The following is a 19084-nucleotide window of genomic DNA, read 5'->3' on the forward strand; positions in this document are numbered from 1 at the left end:
CACACGCTCCGTGCGCACCCGTGCACAGGGAAGGAACCACGCCCATGGCCGCGACCACGGACGGGACCGCGCAGCAGACGCCGGAGGGCACGCCCTGCTGGGCGGACGCGCTGCTCCCGGACCTGGAGGCCGGCAAGCGCTTCTACGGCGAGCTGTTCGGCTGGACGTTCGCCGACGGCGGCGAGCCCGGCCGCCCGTACGCCGTCGCCCTCGGCGGCGGAGCGCCCGTCGCCGGACTCGCCCCCAAACGGGACGGCAGGATGCCCACCACCTGGGGCGTGTACCTGTCCACCCCCGACGCCGCCGCCCTCGCCGCTCGCATCCGGCACGCGGGCGGCCAGATCATCACCGCCCCCGTGCGCATCGGCACCGCCGGCGTCACCGCTCTCGCCGTCGACCCGGGAGGTGCCGTCTTCGGCCTCTGGCAGGGCGAGGAGCGCCCCGGCTTCGGCCGCCAGGGGGTCCCCGGCACGTACTGCTGGACCGAGGTCTACACCCGGCCCGCGGACAAGGACGCCGTCGACGCCTTCTACTCCACCGTCTTCGGCTACCGCACCCGCGACCTCGACGACCCCGCCGCCGACTTCCGCGTCTGGTCCCCGCCCGGCCCCGGCGAACCCACCGACGACACCGCCATCGGCGGGCGCAGCGTCATCGGCGACGCCTTCCCGGCCGAGATGCCGGCCCACTTCCTCGTCTACTTCGCCGTCGGGGACTGCGACGCCACCGCCACCACCGCCGTCCGCCTGGGCGGCCGCGTGACCGAGCCGCCCTTCGACACGCCGTACGGCCGGATCGCCGTCCTCGCCGACGACCAGGGCGCGGTCTTCGCCGTCCTCGCGGAACCCAAGGCCGCCTGACCCTCCCCGGGCCCGCCGCCGGGCCGGGCGCGTGGCCGGATCGCGGGGGTGCCACCGTCGGCGCCCCCACCCCGTCGGCCTCACCGGCGTGTCCGGATCGGGGTGAGACACCCCGATCCGCCCCCGGGTTCGCCACGGCCGCCCCGGACAGGAAGAATCAGGGTCCACAGGGTCGTACCCTCATGGCCCTGACGGGGAGGTGGCACGCAAGTGGAGCAGCTGACGCAGCACGACCCGAGACGGATCGGCCCGTTCGAGGTGCTGGGCCGGCTCGGCGCCGGCGGGATGGGCCTGGTCTATCTGGCGCGGTCGGCGTCCGGCCGCCGCGTGGCGATCAAGACCGTACGGACCGAACTCGCCGAGGACCAGCTGTTCCGCGTCCGCTTCACCCGCGAGGTCGAGGCCGCGCGGGCGGTGTCCGGTTTCTACACCGCGGCCGTCGTGGACGCCGATCCGCGCGCCGCCGTCCCGTGGCTGGCGACCGCCTATGTGCCCGCGCCCTCCCTGGAGGAGATCGTCAACGAGTGCGGGCCGATGCCCGCGCCCGCCGTGCGCTGGCTGGCCGCGGGGATCGCCGAGGCGCTCCAGTCCATCCACGGCGCGGGGCTCGTCCACCGCGACCTCAAGCCGTCGAACGTCCTCGTCGTCGAGGACGGACCGCGCGTCATCGACTTCGGCATCGCGTCCGGCGTCTCCAACACCCGGCTGACGATGACCAACGTCGCCGTGGGGACGCCCGCGTACATGTCCCCCGAGCAGGCCCGCGACTCGCGCAGCGTCACCGGCGCGAGCGACGTCTTCTCGCTCGGCTCCACGCTCGTCTTCGCCGCGACCGGTCACGCCCCCTTCCACGGCGCGAACCCCGTCGAGACGGTCTTCATGCTGCTGCGCGAGGGCCCCGACCTCGAAGGGCTCCCCGACGAGCTGCGTCCGCTCATCGAGTCGTGCATGCAGATGGACGCGGCGCTGCGGCCCACCCCGGCCGACCTCCAGGCGCAGCTGGCCCCGCACCTCTTCGCCGGCGGCGACGACAGCGGCACGGCCTCCGCGTGGCTGCCCGCCCTCGCCACCGCCATGATCGAGCAGCGGCGCGGCGGCCGCCCCACCCCGCCGCCCCCGCCCACGCCGCCGGTCCCGCCCGGCCCGCCCCCCGGCCACGGCGCCGCGGGCCCCGCACCGCAGGGCCCCCCGCCGCAGGGCCCCGCCGACGGCCGGGCACCCGGCGCGCCCCAGCCCGGGCAGGAGTGGGACGCCGCCCGGCGCGGCGGCACCGACCCGCGCACCGGTCACGCGGTGGCCCCCGCCGGCGCCGCGCCGGTCCGGCTGCCCGGCTCCGGCGTGCCCATCGGACCCGGCCCCCGCCGCGCCGACGCCCGCGCCGCCCACGACCCCGCCGGCCCCGCGACCGGCTGGATCCGCCCGCCCGCCGGGCTCACCGGCGACGGCGCCCCGCCGCCGCCCACCGGCCGCCCCCTGCCGGGCCCCGGCGGCGCGGTGCCCGGCCAGGGCGGTGCCACCGACGGCGGACCCACCGTCGCCACGCCCGGCCACTGGCGGCCCTGGCGGTTCCGCATGTCGAACGACGTGTGGGGCACGCCCGTCGTCGACGGCGACCTCCTGTACGTGACGTCCTTCGAGGTCCACGCCCTCGACGTGGCCACCGGCCGCCGCCAGTTCAAGACCCGCGACGTCGCCTGGTCCATGGCGGTCGCCGCCGGCCGCATCCACGCCTCGGACGGCCCCACCCTCTACGCGCTCGGCGCCCACGACGCGGGCGAGCTGTGGCGGCTCCAGACCGACGCGTGGGTGTACTCGCTCAAGGTCGACCGCGGCACGGTCGTCACCGGCACGCGCGGCGGCGGCGTCCAGGGCTGGGAGGCGTCCAACGGCGCCCGGCTGTGGGAGCTCTCCGGCGCCCAGACCGACTTCGAGACCCCGGAGGCCGGGCCCGCCGTGCACGGCGACACCGTGTACGTCTGGCAGGACGCCCGGCTGCGCGCCCTCGACGCCCGCACGGGCACCGAGCGCTGGTCGTACCCCATCGGCGACGCCGCCTCCTGCGGCGGCGTGCCCGTCCGCGTCACCCCGGCGGAGGACGGCTACGTGTACGTCGCCGCCGGCACGCGCGTCCTGTCCGTCGACGTCATGTCCGGACGCGTCCGCTGGCACTTCGAGGCGCCCGCGGTCTTCCTCTCCGCGCCCGCCTTCGCCCCCGGGCCCGCCGTGACCGGCGGCGGCGTGTACCTCGCCGACCACCTCGGCACCGTGTACGCCCTCGACGCCGCGACCGGCAAGGACCGGTGGCGCATCGCGACGGAGACGCGCCAGTCGATCGAGCCGGTGCTCGTCGCCGACGGCAACGTCCACGTGGGCAGCGGCAGCGCCCTGTACACGCTGGACGCGGTCACCGGCACCCCGAAGTGGCGGTTCGCGGCCGGCGGCGAGATCGTCGGCGCGCCCGTCGTGGCGGACGGGCGCCTGCACTTCGGCTCCGCCGACCACGTCCTGTACACCCTGGACGCCGCGGGCGGGCAGCTCCGCTGGAAGCTCACCACCGGCGGCGAGATCACCGGGTCCCCCGTGGCGCGGGCCGGGGTCGTGTACGCGTGCAGCAAGGACCGGTGCGTCTACGCGCTGGACGCGGTGAAGGGCACCGCCACGGGGCGGGCCGCGGCCCGGTAGCCCCGCCCGCGCCCGCGCCGGCCTCCCCCCGGGACCCGGCGGGCCCCGCCCGTCCGTCCACGGCGGGGCGGGGTGCCCCGGCGGCACGGCTGCCCGCGGTCCGGGGGCGGAGCGGCGGCGGAGCGGCCGCCGGCGGTGGACGGTCAGCGGCGGTCGTCCGGGCGGTTCGGGTAGGGGTGGTCGCGGGTCTCCTGGGGGTCCCGGTAGCCCTGGTCGCGGGTGTCCTGAGGATCCGGGTAGCCCTGGTCGCGGTGGTCGGGTTCGCCGTAGCCGCGCTGGTCCCCGTAGTGCCGGTCGTCGTAGCCCTGGTCGTCGTAGCCGCGGTCGTCGTGGCCGCGCCGGTCGTCGTGGCCGCGGTGGTCGTGACGGTGGCGCGGGTCGTCCAGCGTCGGGTACGACGCGTCGGAGCGCCGGTCCGCGGGCGCCGCGTGGCGCTTCCGCCGGCCCGCCATCAGCGCGGCGGCCAGCAGCAGCAACACCCCGCCGGCCAGTGCCAGCCCGAGACCCGAGCCGAGGCCCCGCGTCTCGTCACCGGACGCGGTGAGGCTGCCGGCGGCCTGGCCCTGGCGGACCATCCACAGCACGGAGAAGCCCAGCACGATCACCCCGGCGAGCGCCACGGCGAGCCGGGAGCGCAGCACGACACCCGCCAGGGCGACCAGTGCCGCGAACGCCATGGCGATCCACAGCGACGTCCACAGCCCCGCGGTCTCGGGCGTGATGCCGCCGACGACGTCGTCGATCCGGTAGTGCCGGCCCAGGCGCCCGTCGTACCAGATCCGGAACGGGCTCCACACGGCGGCGGCCGCGCCCACGACGGCGAGTACGGCGCCGATCACGTTGCGGATCATCGTCGGCCTCCTTCGGCTCGTGTTGCCGGACGGAGTCCGGTCGGCGGCCGAGTACCCGACAGCCGCGCGGGGAACCCTGCGACGGCGGCACGGCGTCCTCCACCCCGCTGCTAGGGTGACGTGCGCTCGTCAATGAGCGCCGTAGTATTCCACTTTCGACGGGGGTTGAAACATGAAGATGCGTCACGTTCGGGCGGTCGCGGTCTGCGGCGTCGTCCTGGTCGCCCTGACCGGTGCCCGTGGCTCCGGTGGCGGCGGCTGCGACGGTTCCAGCTCCGGCTCCAGCGGCTCCAGCAGCTCCGGCGGCGGGTCGAGCAGCGGCGGCAGCCACGACAACGACAACGGCAACGGCACCTCGGGCGGCTCGGTCTCCGGCGGCGGCTCCTCCGGCGACCAGGCCATGCGGGACATCCGGATCGACGAGTGCAAGCTCGACGCGTCCGGCAAGAACCTCGTCGCCCGGCTGACGATCACCAACGGCGGCACGGTCGGCTACACCTACGACGCGACCGTCCGGTTCAAGGGCGCCGCCGGGAAGACCGCCCCCTACGCCGCCGCGCGGGTCGACGACCTCGCGGTCCCGGCGAACGGATCGCGGACCACCGAGGCCACCACGGCCTACACGGGTGGTGGCACCGGGTCCGAGTACACCCAGTGCGTCGTGACGAGCGCCTCCCGCACCGTCGGCTGACCCGCCCCGGCCCGCCGACGCGGCGGCCCGGGAACGGCGACGCCCCGGGTCCGGTCGGAGACCGACCGGACCCGGGGACGCGCAGCGGCCGCGACGGCTCCCCCTCCGCGCCGCCGCGGCCGCACCCCCGTGTGTGTGGGCTTACTTGACCGGCGGCGCCGGCACGTGGTTGTCCATGGTCACGAAGGTGTCCCGCGGCGGAGCGGGGACGTGGTTGTCCATCGTGGTCAGGACCTCCTCGACGGCCACGCCGTCCCGCGGCGGGGCGGGCACGTGGTTGTCCATCGTGACCAGGCCCTCGCGGGGCGGGGCGGGGACGTGGTTGTCCATCGCCGCGATGATCTCTTCGTTCTTCTTCTCGCTCATCGTTTCCCCCTTGGTGGTGCGGTGTGATCGGCCACACCCGTTCGGCGACTCCCCCGATGGCCGCCGAACGGGCGTTCAGGACCGCTCACCCTAGACGGTGAGCGCCGATCGGCCCGCCTGCCCCCCGACGCGACGGACCGTTCACCAGTAGAGTGCCGGTTCCGCATAAACGAATGCTGAACGCCCCGGTCCGGGGCGTCCGCCCGCTCGTGGGACCGCCCGGTCCGTCAGGCCGCCGACGGCGTCAGCAGGGCCCGGACGCCGGCCGCCTCCTGCGCCCCCAGCTCCTCGTACAGGGAGAGCGCCTCCACCAGACAGGCGCGGGAACGGTCGCTCTGCCCCAGCGCCCGCAGGGCCTTGCCGAGCAGGGTCAGGGTGTGGCCGCGCATCTGGTCGCCGCCGATGCAGCCGAGCGCCAGGGCCTGCTCGGCGTGCTGCGCGGCGTGCGCGGGCCGCCGGGACCGCAGCTGCGCCTCGGCGATGCGGAAGTGGGTGGCGCCCTCCCACAGCCGCTGCCGGTTCTTCGCGAAGATCCGCAGCGCCTCGGCGAACTCCTCCAGCGCCTCCGCGTGCCGGTCCGCGTGGGTGAGGGCGACGCCGAGCGCGTACCGGCCGTTGGCCAGGCGCAGCGTCAGGCCCAGCCGGTCGTAGAGCTCGATGCCCTGCCGCGCCAGGTCGATGGCGCTGGTGGGGCGGCCGGTGAGGAGGTGCACCCGGGAGAGGTTGCACAGGGCGGTGGCGACGCTGGAGAGGTTGCCGACCTCCCGCGAGCCCTCCGTGGCCCGAACCAGGTGCTCCTCGGCGTCCTGGTGGCGCCCCTGGACGATGGCGATGATCCCGCGGTCGTTGTCCGCCCAGTAGACGGGCGCGGGGTCGCCCGCCGCCAACGCGAGCTCGCGGGCGCCGCGCGCCTCCCGGTCCGCCTGGTCGTACCGGCCCGCCACCAGGTGGACGTTGCTCAGCGTCGTGCGCGCCCGCGCCTCCGTGCGGGCGTCGCCGGCGGCGTGCGCGGCCTCCCGCGCGGCGAGCGCCGCCGACTCGTACTGCTTGGAGTTCGCCCCGGACTCGGTGAGGTCCTTCGCCGCCCACAGCAGGTCCACCGCGCGCCGCAGCCGGCTGGCCGGCGCCCCGCCCGCGGTCGCCTGGCGGACGCAGGCGAGGACGCAGTTCGCCTCGCGGTACAGCCAGTCCTGCGCGGTGTGCCGGTCGGTGAAGGACAGGCCCTCGTACGTGGTGGGTTCGAGGTGGTCGACGAGCCGGTCGCCGGGCCGTTCGATGGCGTACACGCGGGCGGCGGTCGCCAGGTAGAAGTCGAGCAGCCGCGACATGGCCGCCTCGCGCTCCGCCGGGGGCTGCTCGTCGCGCTCGGCGCAGGCGCGGGCGTAGAGGCGGACCAGGTCGTGGTACCGGTAGCGGCCCGGGGCCGCCGACTCGACGAGCGAGGTGTCCACGAGCGTCTCGATGAGGTCCTCGGTCTCCTGCAGGGGCAGGTCCAGGGCGGCGGCGGCCGCGGCGAGCGAGATGTCGGGGCCGTCGGCGAGGCCGAGCAGCCGGAAGGCGCGGGCCTGCGCGGGCTCCAGGTGCGTGTAGCCCAGTTCGAAGGTGGCCTTCACCGCCAGGTCGCCCGCCTGGAGCTCGTCCAGCCGGCGCCGCTCGTCGGCGAGCTTCGCCGCCAGCACCGAGACCGTCCACGTGCGGCGGGCGGCCAGCCGGGACGCCGCGATGCGGATCGCCAGCGGCAGGAAGCCGCACGCCGCGACCACGTCCAGGGCGGCCTCCCGCTCCGCCCGCACCCGCTCGGCGCCCACGATCCGGGTGAACAGCTGCAGCGCCTCGTCCGGCGACATCACGTCCAGGTCGACCAGGTGCGCCCCCGCCAGGTCGACCATGCGGATCCGGCTGGTCACCAGCGCCGCGCACCCCTCGCTGCCGGGCAGCAGCGGCCGCACCTGGGCGGCGTCACGGGCGTTGTCGAGCAGGACCAGGACGCGCCGGCCCGCCAGCGTCGACCGGTAGAGCGCCGCCCGTTCCTCCAGCGTCCCGGGGACCTGCGCGTCCGGGGTGCCGAGCGCGCGCAGGAACGAGCCGAGCACCGTCTCCGGCTCCGCCGCGCGGGACCCGGCGCCCATCAGGTCGACGTACAGCTGCCCGTCCGGGAAGTGCGGCCGCGCCTGGTGCGCCACGTGGACGGCGAGGGTCGTCTTGCCGACGCCGCCGATCCCGGCGAGCGCCGACACGGCCATCACCGAGCCCTCGGAGGTGACCAGCAGGTCGCCCAGTTCCCGTACGAAGGGGACCCGGCCGGTGAAGTCGGGGACCGTCGCCGGGAGCTGCGCGGGACGGGCCACGGCCGCCGTGCCCGGCGCGGCCTCCTCGACCGGCCGGTCCAGCTCGCTGTCGGCCCGGAGGATCCGCTGCTGGAGACGGGCCAGCTCCGGGCGGGGGTCGACGCCGAGCTCGTCGGCGAGGAGACGGCGGGTGTCCGCGTACACGGCGAGCGCCTCGGCCTGCCGGCCGCTGCGGTACAGGGCCAGCATGAGCAGCTCCCGCAGCCGCTCGCGCAGCGGGTGCGCGGCCGTCAGCGCGGTCAGCTCGGAGACGGCCTCGGCGTGGTGGCCGCACTCCAGGTCCAGGTCGAGGCGGGTCTCCACGAGCTGGAGCCGCCACTCCTCGAGCCGGGCGCGCTGCGTCTCCGCGTACGGGCCGGGCACGGACGCCAGGGGCTCGCCGTCCCACAGCCCGAGCGCCTTGTCGATCAGCGCGACGGCCTGGGCGCGGTCGCCGGCGACCCGGGCCTTCTCCGCCTCCGCGGCCAGCTCCTGCGCCACGTTCAGGTCGAGCGCGTCGCCCGCGCCGCGGATCGCGTACCCGCCGGACTCGCTGACGAGGACGTCCGGGGGGAGGACCTTGCGCAGCCGGGAGGCGTAGGTGCGGACGGCGGCGAGCGCCTGCGAGGGCGGTTCGTCGCCCCAGATCGCGTCGATCAGCTCGGCGGCGGTCGCCGTCCGCCCGTCGCGCAGCAGCAGGGCCGCGAGCAGGGCGCGCTGCTGCGGCGAGCCGGACGGCAGCGGCTCGCCGTCGCGCCAGGCGCGCACCGGTCCGAGCACCCCGAAGCGCAGGGCGGCGCGACCCGCCGGCCCGCCTCCCGGGACCGTTCCGTGGCCGCCGGGGGGTCGGTCGCCGACCGGTGCCCGACCGCCCGGTACCTGCGCCTGCCGTGGAACACGCTGCTCCGGCACTCGCGGCCCGTAGTCACGGTCCATAGCTCCCCCTGCCCGTACCGCTGGTATCGCCGCTGACAGTCTGCCTTGTTCATGGCGGATGCGTCAGCATCGGGTGACGCTGCGCACAAGGTCGTGACACGACCCGACGGGGTGCACACAAGTGACGCGACGTCATATGCGGTGTGCCGCGCGGTACATGGGGCCGTACCGGGCGTGTCGCCGTGCGGGGGCACGCCGGGTGGTGGGGGCGGCGGCGGGACGGGGTTGGATCGGGCCATGGCGATCACACGCGACCTCGTCGTGCGGGGCGAGGACTGGTACGGGCGGGAAATGGACACGGGCGACGCGTTCGAAGGGTGCACCTTCCTCGACGTCGACTGGACGGAAGGGGCGAGCGAGGGGGCCTCCTTCGACGGGTGCGTCTTCGCCGGGGTGCGGTTCAACGCTGCCCGCCACTCCGGGTCCGCGTTCACCAACTGCGCCTTCCGCCGGTGCGTGTTCTTCGACACGCGCTTCGAGCGGTGCAAGCTGGTGGGCAGCCGGTTCCCCGGGTCGACGTTCACCCTGCTCGCCGTCGACGGGGGCGACTGGTCGTTCACGGAGCTGGCCGGCGCCGACCTGCGCAAGGCCGAACTGGACGGCGTGCGCCTGCGCGAGGCCGACCTCACGGACGTCCGCCTGGAGGAGGCCGTGGTCACCCGCTGCGACCTGTCCGGCGCCCGCTGGCGCGACGTCCGCCTCGACCGGGCCGACCTGCGCGGCAGTGACCTGTCCTCGCTCGACCCCAGGACGGCGCGGGTCGCTGGGGCCCGCGTCGACCTGGAGCAGGCCGCGGTGCTCGCCACGGCGCTCGGCTTCCGGGTGGGGTGAGCCGGGGGCCCGGAGGCCGGAGGCCGGGCCGGAGGCCCGGGTCTGGTGTCCGCGTGCCGTGGCCCCGGCCCGAGTTTCGGGTCCGCGCCCCGCGTGCCGGCGCGCGGCCCCGTGGCGTCGGCCCGGGCCCGGCGGGGTGGCGGGCCCGCGGGGTCAGCCCAGGCCGCCCGTGGCCCGGATGTTCTGCCCCGTGACCCAGCCCCCGTCCGGGCCCGCGAGGAAGGCGACCACCGCCGCGATGTCGGCCGGTTCGCCCAGGCGCCCCAGCGGGGTCAGGCCGACGGCCATGTCCAGCGCCTCCGGCGGGTTCGTGCCGCGCAGGAGGTCGGTGTCCGTGGCGCCCGGCGACACGGTGTTGACGGTGATCCCGCGCGGGCCCAGCTCCTGGGCGGCCGCCGCCGTGAGCTGCTCCAGCGCGCCCTTGCTCATCATGTACGGGGCGATGCCCCGTCCCGGGCGGCTGGTGTTGAGGGTGGAGACGTTGACGATCCGCCCGCCCTCCGGCATGTACCGCGCCGCGTACCGGACCGTCAGGAACGCCGCGCGGGTGTTCACCGCCAGTACCCGGTCGAACAGCTCGTCCCCGGTCTCGTCCAGCGGGGTCGGCGTGAAGTTCACCGCCGCGTTGTTCACGAGGACCCGCACCGGGCCGGCCGCCGACTCCTCCGATGCCGTCCGCATCAACTCCTCGGCCGCGCCCGCCTCCGCCAGGTCCAGCCGCACCGCCCGGGCGCTGCCGCCCGCCCCCCGCACGGTCCGCACCACGTCCTCGGCGGCCCGCGCGTCCCGCGCGTAGTTGAAGACCACCTCCGCGCCGTCGCGGGCCAGCCGCTCCACCACGCCCCGGCCGATCCCCCGCGAACCTCCGGTGACGACGGCGGTCCTGCCCTCCAACACGCCCATGCTGCCCTCCCCTGGCCCCGCCGACGTTCCGGCGGCGTCCTGTCGGTGTGCTCCGGAGGACCGAATGTAGGGGGCGGCCTCCGCCCGTACGGGTGTTTTCGGCTACGGGCCGTCACCCGCCGCGACGCCCCGACGTGCAGGTCGCGACGGCGCGTCGTACGGTCGGAGGGTGCCGCATGCGCCCAAGCGCATGCCCGAGCCGCATGCCCCGACCCGCATGCCCCCACGTCGCACGCCCCGAGCCGCATGCCCCACGTCGCATGCCTTCCGGCCGAGGAGGCGAGATGGTCACCGCACCGACGGCGCCCACGGAGGCGCCCGCCCTGCCCGACCCGCTGTTCACCGTCGCGGAGGCCCCCGCGTTCACCGGCGGCCACCTGGCCCGTCTCGCGGCGGGGACCCTCGCCGCCGTACGGGTCCCGGGGTTCCTCGACCCCGCCACCTGCCGGTCCGTGACCGCGGCCCTGGACCGGCTGCACACCACGCCCTACGACCCGGGCCGCGTACCGACGCCGGTGCTGCGCTTCGGGCCCGCGCTCAACGACCACCGCCTGCCCGGCGGCACCCTCGACGCCGACCGCTACTGGGCCGAGGCCGACGCGGCGCGCGCCGAGTGGAACCGGGCCGGGATCCGCCCGGACCCCGTGGCGATCTCACTCGCCCGCCTGGGCGCCGCCTGGGGCGCCGCCGTGGTGCCCGCGACCGTCGGCGGCCGGGCGACCTTCGGCGGGACCCTGCGGGAGATCAACGCCGGGCTGCTGACCCACTACGACGACATCAACCGCGAGTTCCCCGGCGGGCTCTTCGACCAGCAGGTCGTCGCGCAGCTCGCCTTCAACCTGTACGTGAGCGTCGCCGACGGCGGGGCCACCACCGTGTGGCGGCACCGCTGGGAACCGGACGACGAACGGCACCGCGACGCGTACGGCTACGGTCCGGGCGTCGTCGAGGGCCGCCAGCGCGTGGAACTGCCGCCGCACGTCGGTGACGGACTGCTGTTCGACCCCGGTCACTTCCACGCCGTGGCGCCCAACCGCGGGCCCGGACGGCGCGTCGCCTTCGCCTTCTTCCTGGGCCTCACCACCAGCGGCCACCTCGTCGTATGGTCCTGACATGGAGCTCCTCAGCCACGCCGACGTGACCGCGGCGGCCGAGCGCGTCGCGGGGCGGGTCCGTCCGCTGGCGGTCGCCCCCGGCGCGGACGACCGGAACTGGTACGCGCTGGAGTTCCTCCAGCACACCGGGACGTTCAAGGCGCGTGGCGCCGTCAACTTCATCCGTGCCCACCAGGAGGCAGGCACCCTGCCCGAGGCGGGCGTCACCATCGCCTCGGGCGGCAACGCCGGGCTGGCCTGCGCCTGGGCCGCCCGGCGGCAGGGCGCGCGGGCCACGGTCTTCCTGCCCGCCGGGGCCCCCGCCGTGAAGGTCGCCCGGCTGCGCGCGTACGGCGCGGACGTGCGGCTCGTCGGCCACGAGTACGCGGAGGCCCTGGAGGCGTGCCGGGAGCACGCCGCAGGCAGCGGGGCGCTCGCCTCGCACGCGTACGACCACCCGCTCATCGCCGCGGGCGCCGGCACGCTCATGGAGGAGCTGCACGGGCGGCTGCCCGACCTGGACACGGTGGTGGTCTCCGTCGGCGGCGGAGGCCTCTTCGCCGGCGTGGCCACCTCGGCGCAGCGGTACGGGGTGCGCGTGGTCGCCGTCGAGCCGGAGCACTGCCGGGCCCTGAACGCCGCCCTCGCGGCGGGCGAGGTCGTCGACGTGCCCGTCGAGTCCGTCGCCGCGGACGCCCTCGGCGCCCGCCGCGTCACCCCGTTGGCCCTGCACGCGGCGCAGCGGTACGACGTCTGCTCGGTGCTCGTCCCGGACGCCGAGATCGTGCGCGCCCGCCGGGACCTGTGGGAGGAGCACCGCGTCGCGGTCGAGCACGCCGCCGCGACCGCCCTGGCGGGGCTGCGCGCCTACGGGCCGGCGGAGGGCGAGCGGACGGCGGTCGTCCTGTGCGGCGCGAACACCGACCCCTCGGACCTGACCCGCCCCGCGTGACGGTGGTGGCGCCCCGGACCGGACGACCGGTGCGGCGCCGCGGTCCCGCTCCCGCTTCCGGTCCCGGCCCCGGAGACCCGGAAAACCGGCACGGGAAATTTTTGAAAGGGGTAAAACGGACACGCCTACGGTTCCCGCATACCGAACACTTCGCGCGGTGGTGGTGTGATGCATGGTCCACGGCTTAACGGACCATGAATTCCCTGCCACGGGTCCGTTTCGTCCCGCACAACCTAAGGGGAAGATCGCGGAGTTCAATCCTCCGGATGTGGAAACCGCACCCCATACCGTCCTGCACATGACTCAGGTGGAAGCCCGGCCCCCGGCCGGAGACACGGTAAGGAACGTCGACGCGACGGGCGAGAACAGCGGTGTGCGCACCAAGGGGCTCGGCGGGAACTCCGTCGGGCTGACGGGCGGTGCCGTCATCGGCATCTCGACCGTCGCCCCCGTCTACTGCCTGACCTCGACCCTCGGCCCGACCGTCGGCGAAGTCGGCCTCCGGATGCCCGCGATCTTCCTCGCCGGCTTCCTCCCCATGCTGCTCGTGGCCTTCGCGTACCGGGAGCTCAACCGGGCCGTGCCCGACTGCGGCACCTCCTTCACCTGGTCGGTGAAGGCGTTCGGCCCGAAGGTCGGCTGGATGTGCGGCTGGGGCCTGCTCGTGGCCACCGTGGTCGTGCTGTCCAACCTGGCCGGCGTCGCCACGTCGTTCTTCTGGCTGACCGCCGGCGAGATCACCGGCAACCCCTCGATCGCCGCCCTGGACGACGACAAGGCCGTCCACATCCTCACGACGCTCGCCTTCGTCGCCGCCGCGACCGTGGTCAGCTACCGGGGCATCACCGCCACCAAGTGGCTCCAGTACGCCCTGGTCGGCCTCCAGCTCGTGGTGATCGTCCTGTTCGCCGGGATGGCCGTGAGCCAGGCCGGCGAGGTCGCGGGCTCCCTGTCCTTCTCCTGGTCCTGGATGGACCCCTTCGCGGTCGACTCCTTCGCGGCCTTCACCGCCGGCCTCTCCCTGTCGATCTTCATCTACTGGGGCTGGGACACCTGTCTGTCCGTGAACGAGGAGAGCGTCGGCAGCGCCCGCACGCCCGGCCGCGCCGCCCTCCTCGCGATCGTCGTGATCGTCTCCTCGTACCTGATGGTCGCCGTCGCGGTGCAGATGTACGCGGGCGTCGGCGCGGAGGGCCTCGGCCTCGGCAACCCCGAGACCTCCGACAACGTCTTCGCGGCGCTGGCCGCCCCGATCATGGGCTCCGGCCTCGGCATCCTGCTCTTCGTCGCGGTCCTGGCCTCCGCCGCGGCCAGCCTCCAGACCACCTTCATCCCGGTGGCCCGCACGGCCCTGGCGATGTCCGCCTACGAGGCGTTCCCGCCGGCCTTCGCGAAGGTGCACCCGGTCCACAAGACCCCCGGCCGCGCCACCGTCGTCGCCGGCGTCGCGACCGGCGTCTTCTACTCCGTGATGACCCTGGTCAGCGAGAACGTCCTGGTCGACACCATCTACGCGCTCGGCCTGATGATCTGCTTCTACTACTCGATCACGGCCTTCGCCTGCGTCTGGTTCTTCCGCCGCGACCTGACCCGCTCGGTCCGCCACCTCTTCGTCCGGGGGATCCTGCCGGGCCTGGGCGGCCTGATGCTCACGGCCGTCTTCGTCCAGACCCTCACCGACATGTGGGACCCCGCCTACGGCAGCGGCTCCTCCGTCCTCGGCGTCGGCTCCGTCTTCGTCATCGGCGTCGGCCTGCTGCTGGCCGGTGTGGTGCTCATGGCCGTGATGCACCGCCGCAGCCCGGCGTTCTTCCGGGGCGAGGTCCTGACGAAGGAGACCCCCGCCCTGCTCGCCGACGACTGAGCCCCGGCCCCGCTCCCACCCGAGTCGCCGCGCGGCCGGGCCCCCTCCCGGGTCCGGCCGCGCGGCGTTCCGCGCCGTCTCCGCGCGCCGCCCCCGCGCGCCGCCCGCGCGCCGGGCGGCCACCGGCCGTCACCGGCCCGTACGCGCCGGCGGTGCGGCGCGGGCCCGACGGGTGCAGGGTGGTCCCATGCCCCAGCACGACCTGAACGCCATCGCCGAGGAACACCTCGCCGCCGCCCACCGCTCCGAGCACGGCCGCAGCGCCAACCTGCTGCTGCGCGAGCGGCCCCTGCGGCAGACCGTCATCGCGCTCACGGCCGGCACCCGGCTCGACGAGCACAACGCCCCGCCCGCTGCCTCGCTCCAGGTCCTGCGCGGGGTCGTGAGGGTGAACACCGCGACGGACGAGACCGAACTGTCGACGGGGGCCCTCCACCTCGTCCCGCCCGAGCGGCACAGCATCACGGCGGTCACCGACGCGGCGTTCCTGCTCACCGCGGTCAACGACTGAGCGACGGCCGTCCGCGCCCGACCCGCGTCCCGTCCGCACCCGCCCCGCGCCCCGGCCGCGCCCGCCCTCCGTCCCGGCCGCGGGCGGGGTCGGGGGCGCGGGCGGGCCGGGGTCCGGGCGGGTCGGCCGTGGGGCCGGGTGGCGGTCGGGCCCGGCGGTGGTCGGGCCGGGGTGGGGTGGGGACGGGCCGGGGCGGTCGTCGGGTATTCGTTCGACACGGGTGCGTACGGAGCGCGAGCATGCGACCCATGACACGCAGCGACACGCCCCCGTCCGAGGACGAGCGCGCCTACCTGACCACGTTCCTGGACTACTGCCGCGCCACCGCGGTCTCGAAGTGCGAGGGTCTCTCCGACGAGGGCGCGCGCACGGCCCCCCTGCCCGCGTCGCCGCTGATGACGGTCGCCGGGCTGATCAGCCATCTGCGCTGGGTCGAGCACTACTGGTTCGAGGCGGTCTTCCTCGGCGAGGAGGACCGGGCGCCCTGGTCGCAGGAGGACCCCGACCGCGAGATGCGCATCGCGCTCGACGTGCCGCTGGAGGAGCTGCTCGCGGAGTACCGGGCGCACAGCGAGCGCCACGGCCGGCTGGTCACGGAGCACGACCTCGACGAGCGGGCGAAGCGGCCGGTCAGGGACGGCCAGCACGTCACGCTGCGCTGGATCCTCATGCACCTGATCGAGGAGACCGCCCGGCACAACGGCCACCTCGACGCGATCCGCGAGATCGTCGACGGCACCACCGGCGTCTGAACCCCGCGCTCGCGTCCCGGTCCCGGCGCGGGGCGCGGCTCCCGGGTGGTTCCGCCCTCCGGGCTGCGCCCGGGGGAGGGGCGGGGGTTCCGCGGTCCGGACTCGGGGGTCGGGTGTCCCCGTGGCCCCCGATGCCCGGCGAGCGGGCTTCCGGTGATCTGGCTGTTCGCCACCCGAACCCCTGCCGGGGGCCCCTTCGGCCCCTCCACGCGGGTCCCGGCTCCCGGCCCCCCTGCGGCGGGGTCCCCCCGGTCCGGTGCCCGCGTCCCGGTGGCCCGAGGAGCCCGGGGCCCGGGTGCCCCCCGGCCCCCTGATGTCCGGGGGGCCGGGGGCTCGGTGTGGGGTCAGGGCGCCGGCTGGACCGTGAGGAAGCCGCTCACGCACATCCGCTTCACCAGCCGCGTCTGCGGCGGGGTCAGGCGCGGGGCGAGCTCGCCGAACTTCACAGGGCCCTCGCCCAGGAGCTTCCACAGCTCGTCCACCCCGTCCCGCTGCGGGTCGGCGTCGATGGTCGGGCCGTGCGGGTCCTCCGTGGAGAAGATCCGCCGGCACGGGATGGTGTCCCGCAGCGGGGACGGCGACGCGCCCGCGTTGGTGATCGGGTTGCGCCAGTACTCCGTCATCCCGTCGATGATCGCCGGCGGCAGCTGGACGTTGGCCGGCGGGTTGGTCGCCTTGAAGCCCGGCACCACGAACGTGACGCTGTCGCGGATCCCCGCCGTCGGCGCGAGCGACACCAGCGCGTCGTCCGTCAGCTCCGCCGGCTCGGCGAGCGCCGTCGCGGTGAGGTACGGGCCCGCCGCGTCCAGGTCCTCGACCTTGCGGCTGCCGTGCGTCATGACCTCCAGCAGCGCCGGCTGGAACGCCGTGTTGAGCAGGGCGTCGAAGGTCTGCTCGCGGATGCCGAGGTCGGCGCCCGTGCCGCGGGTGTTCCAGTACACGCTGCCCGGGTTGTTCTTCGCGATGGCGTGGTACCACTGGTCGATCATCAGCGCGAACGTCTCGGCCGTGCCGTGCCACTTGGCGTTGTAGTCCTGCCACAGGTGGCGCTGGTCGGTCTCGTCGAGGCTGCCGTCCACCGTCTTGCGGATCAGCAGCGCCGCGGCCGCCGCCTGCGTCAGCGCCACCGCGACGCCCGACGAGAACAGCGGGTCGACGAAGAACGCCGCGTCGCCCACGAGCAGGTGCCGCTCGTCGTAGTCGGCGAACTCGTCGCTGACGCGGGAGTAGTTCGTCGCGGTCAGCATCGTGTCGGCGACCGGCACGGCCTCCTGGATCAGGTCCTTCAGGTACGGCACCTGCCGCACCGCCTCCAGGAAGGTCTTCTGGTCGGTGTAGTCGCGGCCCGGCTCCTTCAGCACCGCCGGGTTGGTGACGATGCCGACCGAGTGCGTCAGCACCCGCCTGCCGTCGATGACCTTCGGCACCGGGATGTACCAGCACCAGCCGTCGCGGAAGGCGAAGCAGCCGATCGGCGACAGGTTGTCCTCGGTGAAGATGTTCCAGTCCTCGGCGAGGTTCTGCGTCTGGCCGCCCTTGGTGAAGTGCTGCCAGATCGCGATGTTCTTGAAGTTCGACAGCCAGCCGCGCTTGTTGCGGGCCGCCGAGACGCTGCTCTGGCGCCCCGACGCGTCGACGAAGTAGCCGGCGCGGACCGCGCCGCCGTCGCCCAGCCGTACCAGTCCGCCGTTGCGGTCCGGCTCGTACGCCGTGACCGCCACGCCCTGGAAGACCTCCACGCCCACGTCGGCGGCGTGGTCCAGCAGGATGTGGTCGAACTCGGCGCGGTCGACGTGCATCGTCCACCGCCGCACGCCGTCCTTCTCGAACGGCGCCTGGTCGAAGAGGGCGACGGCCGGCTTGCCCGGGTCCCAGGCGTACACGCCGCCGAACTTCTTCACCCAGCACGGGCTGGCGAGGACCTTGGCCAGTGCCCCGCTCTCCTGGAGCGCGGGGACGACCGGATGGGCGAAGGACTCGCCGATGTGCTCCCGCGGGAAGACCTCCTTGTCGAAGATGGCTATCCGCAGGTCGGTGCGCTGGGCCAGCAGGGCGCCGAGGGTGGACCCGGCCGGGCCACCACCCATGATCACGACGTCGTAGTACTCCCGCACGTGTCAGACCTTTCGTTCGCTGGTACACGGATGCGCCGCGCGTCGCGGCTGCCGGAAGGCGAAGGGGTCGGGGACGCCGCCCGGCCGGGGCCGGGCGCGGAAGGGCAGGGGTGAGCGGCAGCCGGACGGCTGCGGGCACCGGTGTGGTCGGCCCGTTCCGGGCGTCAAGTCCTGACGGTCCGTCAGGTACTGACGGCCCCTATCGGGTCGGCCGGACGCGGACGCCCGACGCGTCCCGTGCGGCCCTGCTCCCCGCGGAAGCGGCCGGACCCGTCCCCCGACGTGTATCCCGATGCGGATGCTGATGCGCCATCATGCGAAACCCCCGTCCCGCACCCCCTCCCGGGGGGCGACGTGACGACCGTACGTGGCGTGAACCGCTCCGTCTACGCGCCGTCGCCAACCTGAACGGGAACACCGGACGGCGCCCCGGGGTTACCCGCGGACACCCGCGTACGATCCCCGCGGACGCCCTCCGCCGCACCGGAAGGACCGGCTCATGCGCCTCGCGACCACCATCTTCCTCACCGACGAGACCATCACCCCCGTCCGCCTCGCGCGCGAGCTGGAACAGCGGGGCTACGCCGGCCTGTACCTGCCGGAGCACACGCACATCCCGGTGGCGCGGACCAGCCCCTACCCGGCAGGTGGCGACCTGCCCCGCGAGTACGGCCGCACGCTCGACCCGTTCGTCGCCCTCGCGCAGGCCGCCGCCGTCACCGAGCGGCTCGCGCTCGGCACCGGCATCACGCTCGTCGCCCAGCACGACCCGATCGTGCTGGCCAAGCAGGTCGCCACCCTCGACCACCTCTCGGGCGGCCGCCTCACCCTCGGCGTCGGCTTCGGCTGGAACCGCGAGGAGGCCGCCGACCACGGCGTCGAGTGGCCGACCCGGCGCGCCCGCGTCCGCGACCACATGGCCGTCATGCGGGCGCTGTGGGCGGGGGAACCCACCGGGTACGAGGGCCGCTTCGCCTCGGTCGCGGCGTCGCTCGCCCACCCCAAGCCCGCGCGGGGCGGCGCGCCGCGGATCCTCCTCGGCGGGGCGGCGGGACCGGTCCTCTTCTCCGACGTCGCCGGGTACGCCGACGGCTGGATGCCCGTCGGCGGCAGCGGCCTCACCCGTGACCTCCCCGCCCTGCGCGAGGCGTGGGAGCGGGCGGGGCGCGACCCGGGCGCCCTCCAGGTCGTCCCGTACGCGGTGCGGCCCGACGCGGGGAAGCTGGCCCACTACGCGGACCTCGGCGTCGAGGAGGTCGTCCTGCAGCTCCCCGCGGCGGGCGAGGCAGAGGTGCTGCGGGTTCTGGACGACGGTGCGCGCCACCTCTGACACCGCTCGTATCCTCGGGG

Annotated in this window: 15 protein-coding genes; 10 read left to right on the plus strand and 5 right to left on the minus strand. The window is 75.2% G+C overall.

The genetic code is table 11. The features are described 5' to 3' along the window. Positions 1–44: 44 nt before the first annotated feature. Together ACF053_RS15170 and ACF053_RS15175 are read left to right on the plus strand one after the other, a co-directional pair. Positions 45–860 (plus strand): VOC family protein, encoded by an 816-nt coding sequence (locus tag ACF053_RS15170; RefSeq protein WP_391954296.1) that lies wholly within the window; start codon positions 45–47, stop codon positions 858–860. Positions 861–1070: 210 nt separating this feature from the next. After that, entirely contained in the window at positions 1071–3542 is a 2472-nt protein-coding gene (locus tag ACF053_RS15175) for an outer membrane protein assembly factor BamB family protein (protein WP_391954297.1), read from the plus strand. A 143-nt stretch (positions 3543–3685) separates the two neighbouring features. On the opposite strand, the gene ACF053_RS15180 is transcribed toward ACF053_RS15175, so the two are convergent. Beyond that, positions 3686–4393, minus strand: a complete 708-nt coding sequence (locus ACF053_RS15180; protein WP_391954298.1) for a hypothetical protein — start codon at positions 4391–4393, stop codon at positions 3686–3688. Positions 4394–4565: 172 nt separating this feature from the next. Here ACF053_RS15180 and ACF053_RS15185 point away from each other — a divergent pair, with 172 nt between their 5' ends. Then, the gene (locus ACF053_RS15185; protein ID WP_391954299.1) at positions 4566–5084 is read left to right on the plus strand and encodes a hypothetical protein; all 519 of its coding nucleotides are present in this window, start codon (positions 4566–4568) and stop codon (positions 5082–5084) included. Positions 5085–5225: 141 nt separating this feature from the next. On the opposite strand, the gene ACF053_RS15190 is transcribed toward ACF053_RS15185, so the two are convergent. After that, entirely contained in the window at positions 5226–5450 is a 225-nt protein-coding gene (locus ACF053_RS15190) for a hypothetical protein (protein WP_391954300.1), read from the minus strand. A 227-nt stretch (positions 5451–5677) separates the two neighbouring features. Further along, positions 5678–8713, minus strand: coding sequence for an AfsR/SARP family transcriptional regulator (locus ACF053_RS15195; RefSeq protein ID WP_391954301.1), 3036 nt, complete (start codon positions 8711–8713; stop codon positions 5678–5680). Positions 8714–8950: 237 nt separating this feature from the next. Here ACF053_RS15195 and ACF053_RS15200 point away from each other — a divergent pair, with 237 nt between their 5' ends. Continuing rightward, complete coding sequence (locus ACF053_RS15200; RefSeq protein WP_391954302.1) at positions 8951–9544, plus strand: pentapeptide repeat-containing protein; 594 nt, start codon at positions 8951–8953, stop codon at positions 9542–9544. A gap of 153 nt (positions 9545–9697) precedes the next feature. Here the strand turns inward: ACF053_RS15200 and ACF053_RS15205 are convergent, their stop codons facing one another. After that, positions 9698–10447: an SDR family NAD(P)-dependent oxidoreductase gene (locus tag ACF053_RS15205; protein ID WP_391954303.1), complete on the minus strand. Its 750-nt coding sequence runs from the start codon at positions 10445–10447 to the stop codon at positions 9698–9700. Between the two features lie 284 nt (positions 10448–10731). Here ACF053_RS15205 and ACF053_RS15210 point away from each other — a divergent pair, with 284 nt between their 5' ends. The 5 genes from ACF053_RS15210 to ACF053_RS15230 all read left to right on the plus strand — a co-directional run bounded on the left by ACF053_RS15210 (position 10732) and on the right by ACF053_RS15230 (position 15620). Then, the gene (locus ACF053_RS15210; RefSeq protein ID WP_391954304.1) at positions 10732–11559 is read left to right on the plus strand and encodes a proline hydroxylase; all 828 of its coding nucleotides are present in this window, start codon (positions 10732–10734) and stop codon (positions 11557–11559) included. Between the two features lies 1 nt (position 11560). After that, positions 11561–12493: a serine/threonine dehydratase gene (locus ACF053_RS15215; protein WP_391954305.1), complete on the plus strand. Its 933-nt coding sequence runs from the start codon at positions 11561–11563 to the stop codon at positions 12491–12493. Between the two features lie 298 nt (positions 12494–12791). Beyond that, entirely contained in the window at positions 12792–14357 is a 1566-nt protein-coding gene (locus tag ACF053_RS15220) for an APC family permease (protein WP_391954306.1), read from the plus strand. Positions 14358–14544: 187 nt separating this feature from the next. Further along, positions 14545–14868 carry a cupin gene (locus tag ACF053_RS15225; RefSeq protein ID WP_391954307.1) on the plus strand — a complete coding sequence of 108 codons (324 nt, stop codon included), beginning with the start codon at positions 14545–14547 and terminating at the stop codon, positions 14866–14868. Between the two features lie 248 nt (positions 14869–15116). Then, entirely contained in the window at positions 15117–15620 is a 504-nt protein-coding gene (locus tag ACF053_RS15230; RefSeq protein ID WP_391954308.1) for a DinB family protein, read from the plus strand. A gap of 344 nt (positions 15621–15964) precedes the next feature. Here ACF053_RS15230 and ACF053_RS15235 read toward each other — a convergent pair whose 3' ends face one another. Next, on the minus strand, positions 15965–17734 hold the full coding sequence (locus ACF053_RS15235) for an NAD(P)/FAD-dependent oxidoreductase (RefSeq protein ID WP_391954309.1): 1770 nt from the start codon (positions 17732–17734) through the stop codon (positions 15965–15967). 499 nt (positions 17735–18233) lie between these two features. Between ACF053_RS15235 and ACF053_RS15240 the strand changes: the two genes are divergently transcribed. Then, positions 18234–19064, plus strand: coding sequence for an LLM class F420-dependent oxidoreductase (locus tag ACF053_RS15240; protein ID WP_391954310.1), 831 nt, complete (start codon positions 18234–18236; stop codon positions 19062–19064). Positions 19065–19084: the final 20 nt, after the last annotated feature.

This window comes from Streptomyces kanasensis (assembly GCF_043077165.1).
Classification (GTDB): domain Bacteria; phylum Actinomycetota; class Actinomycetes; order Streptomycetales; family Streptomycetaceae; genus Streptomyces; species Streptomyces changanensis.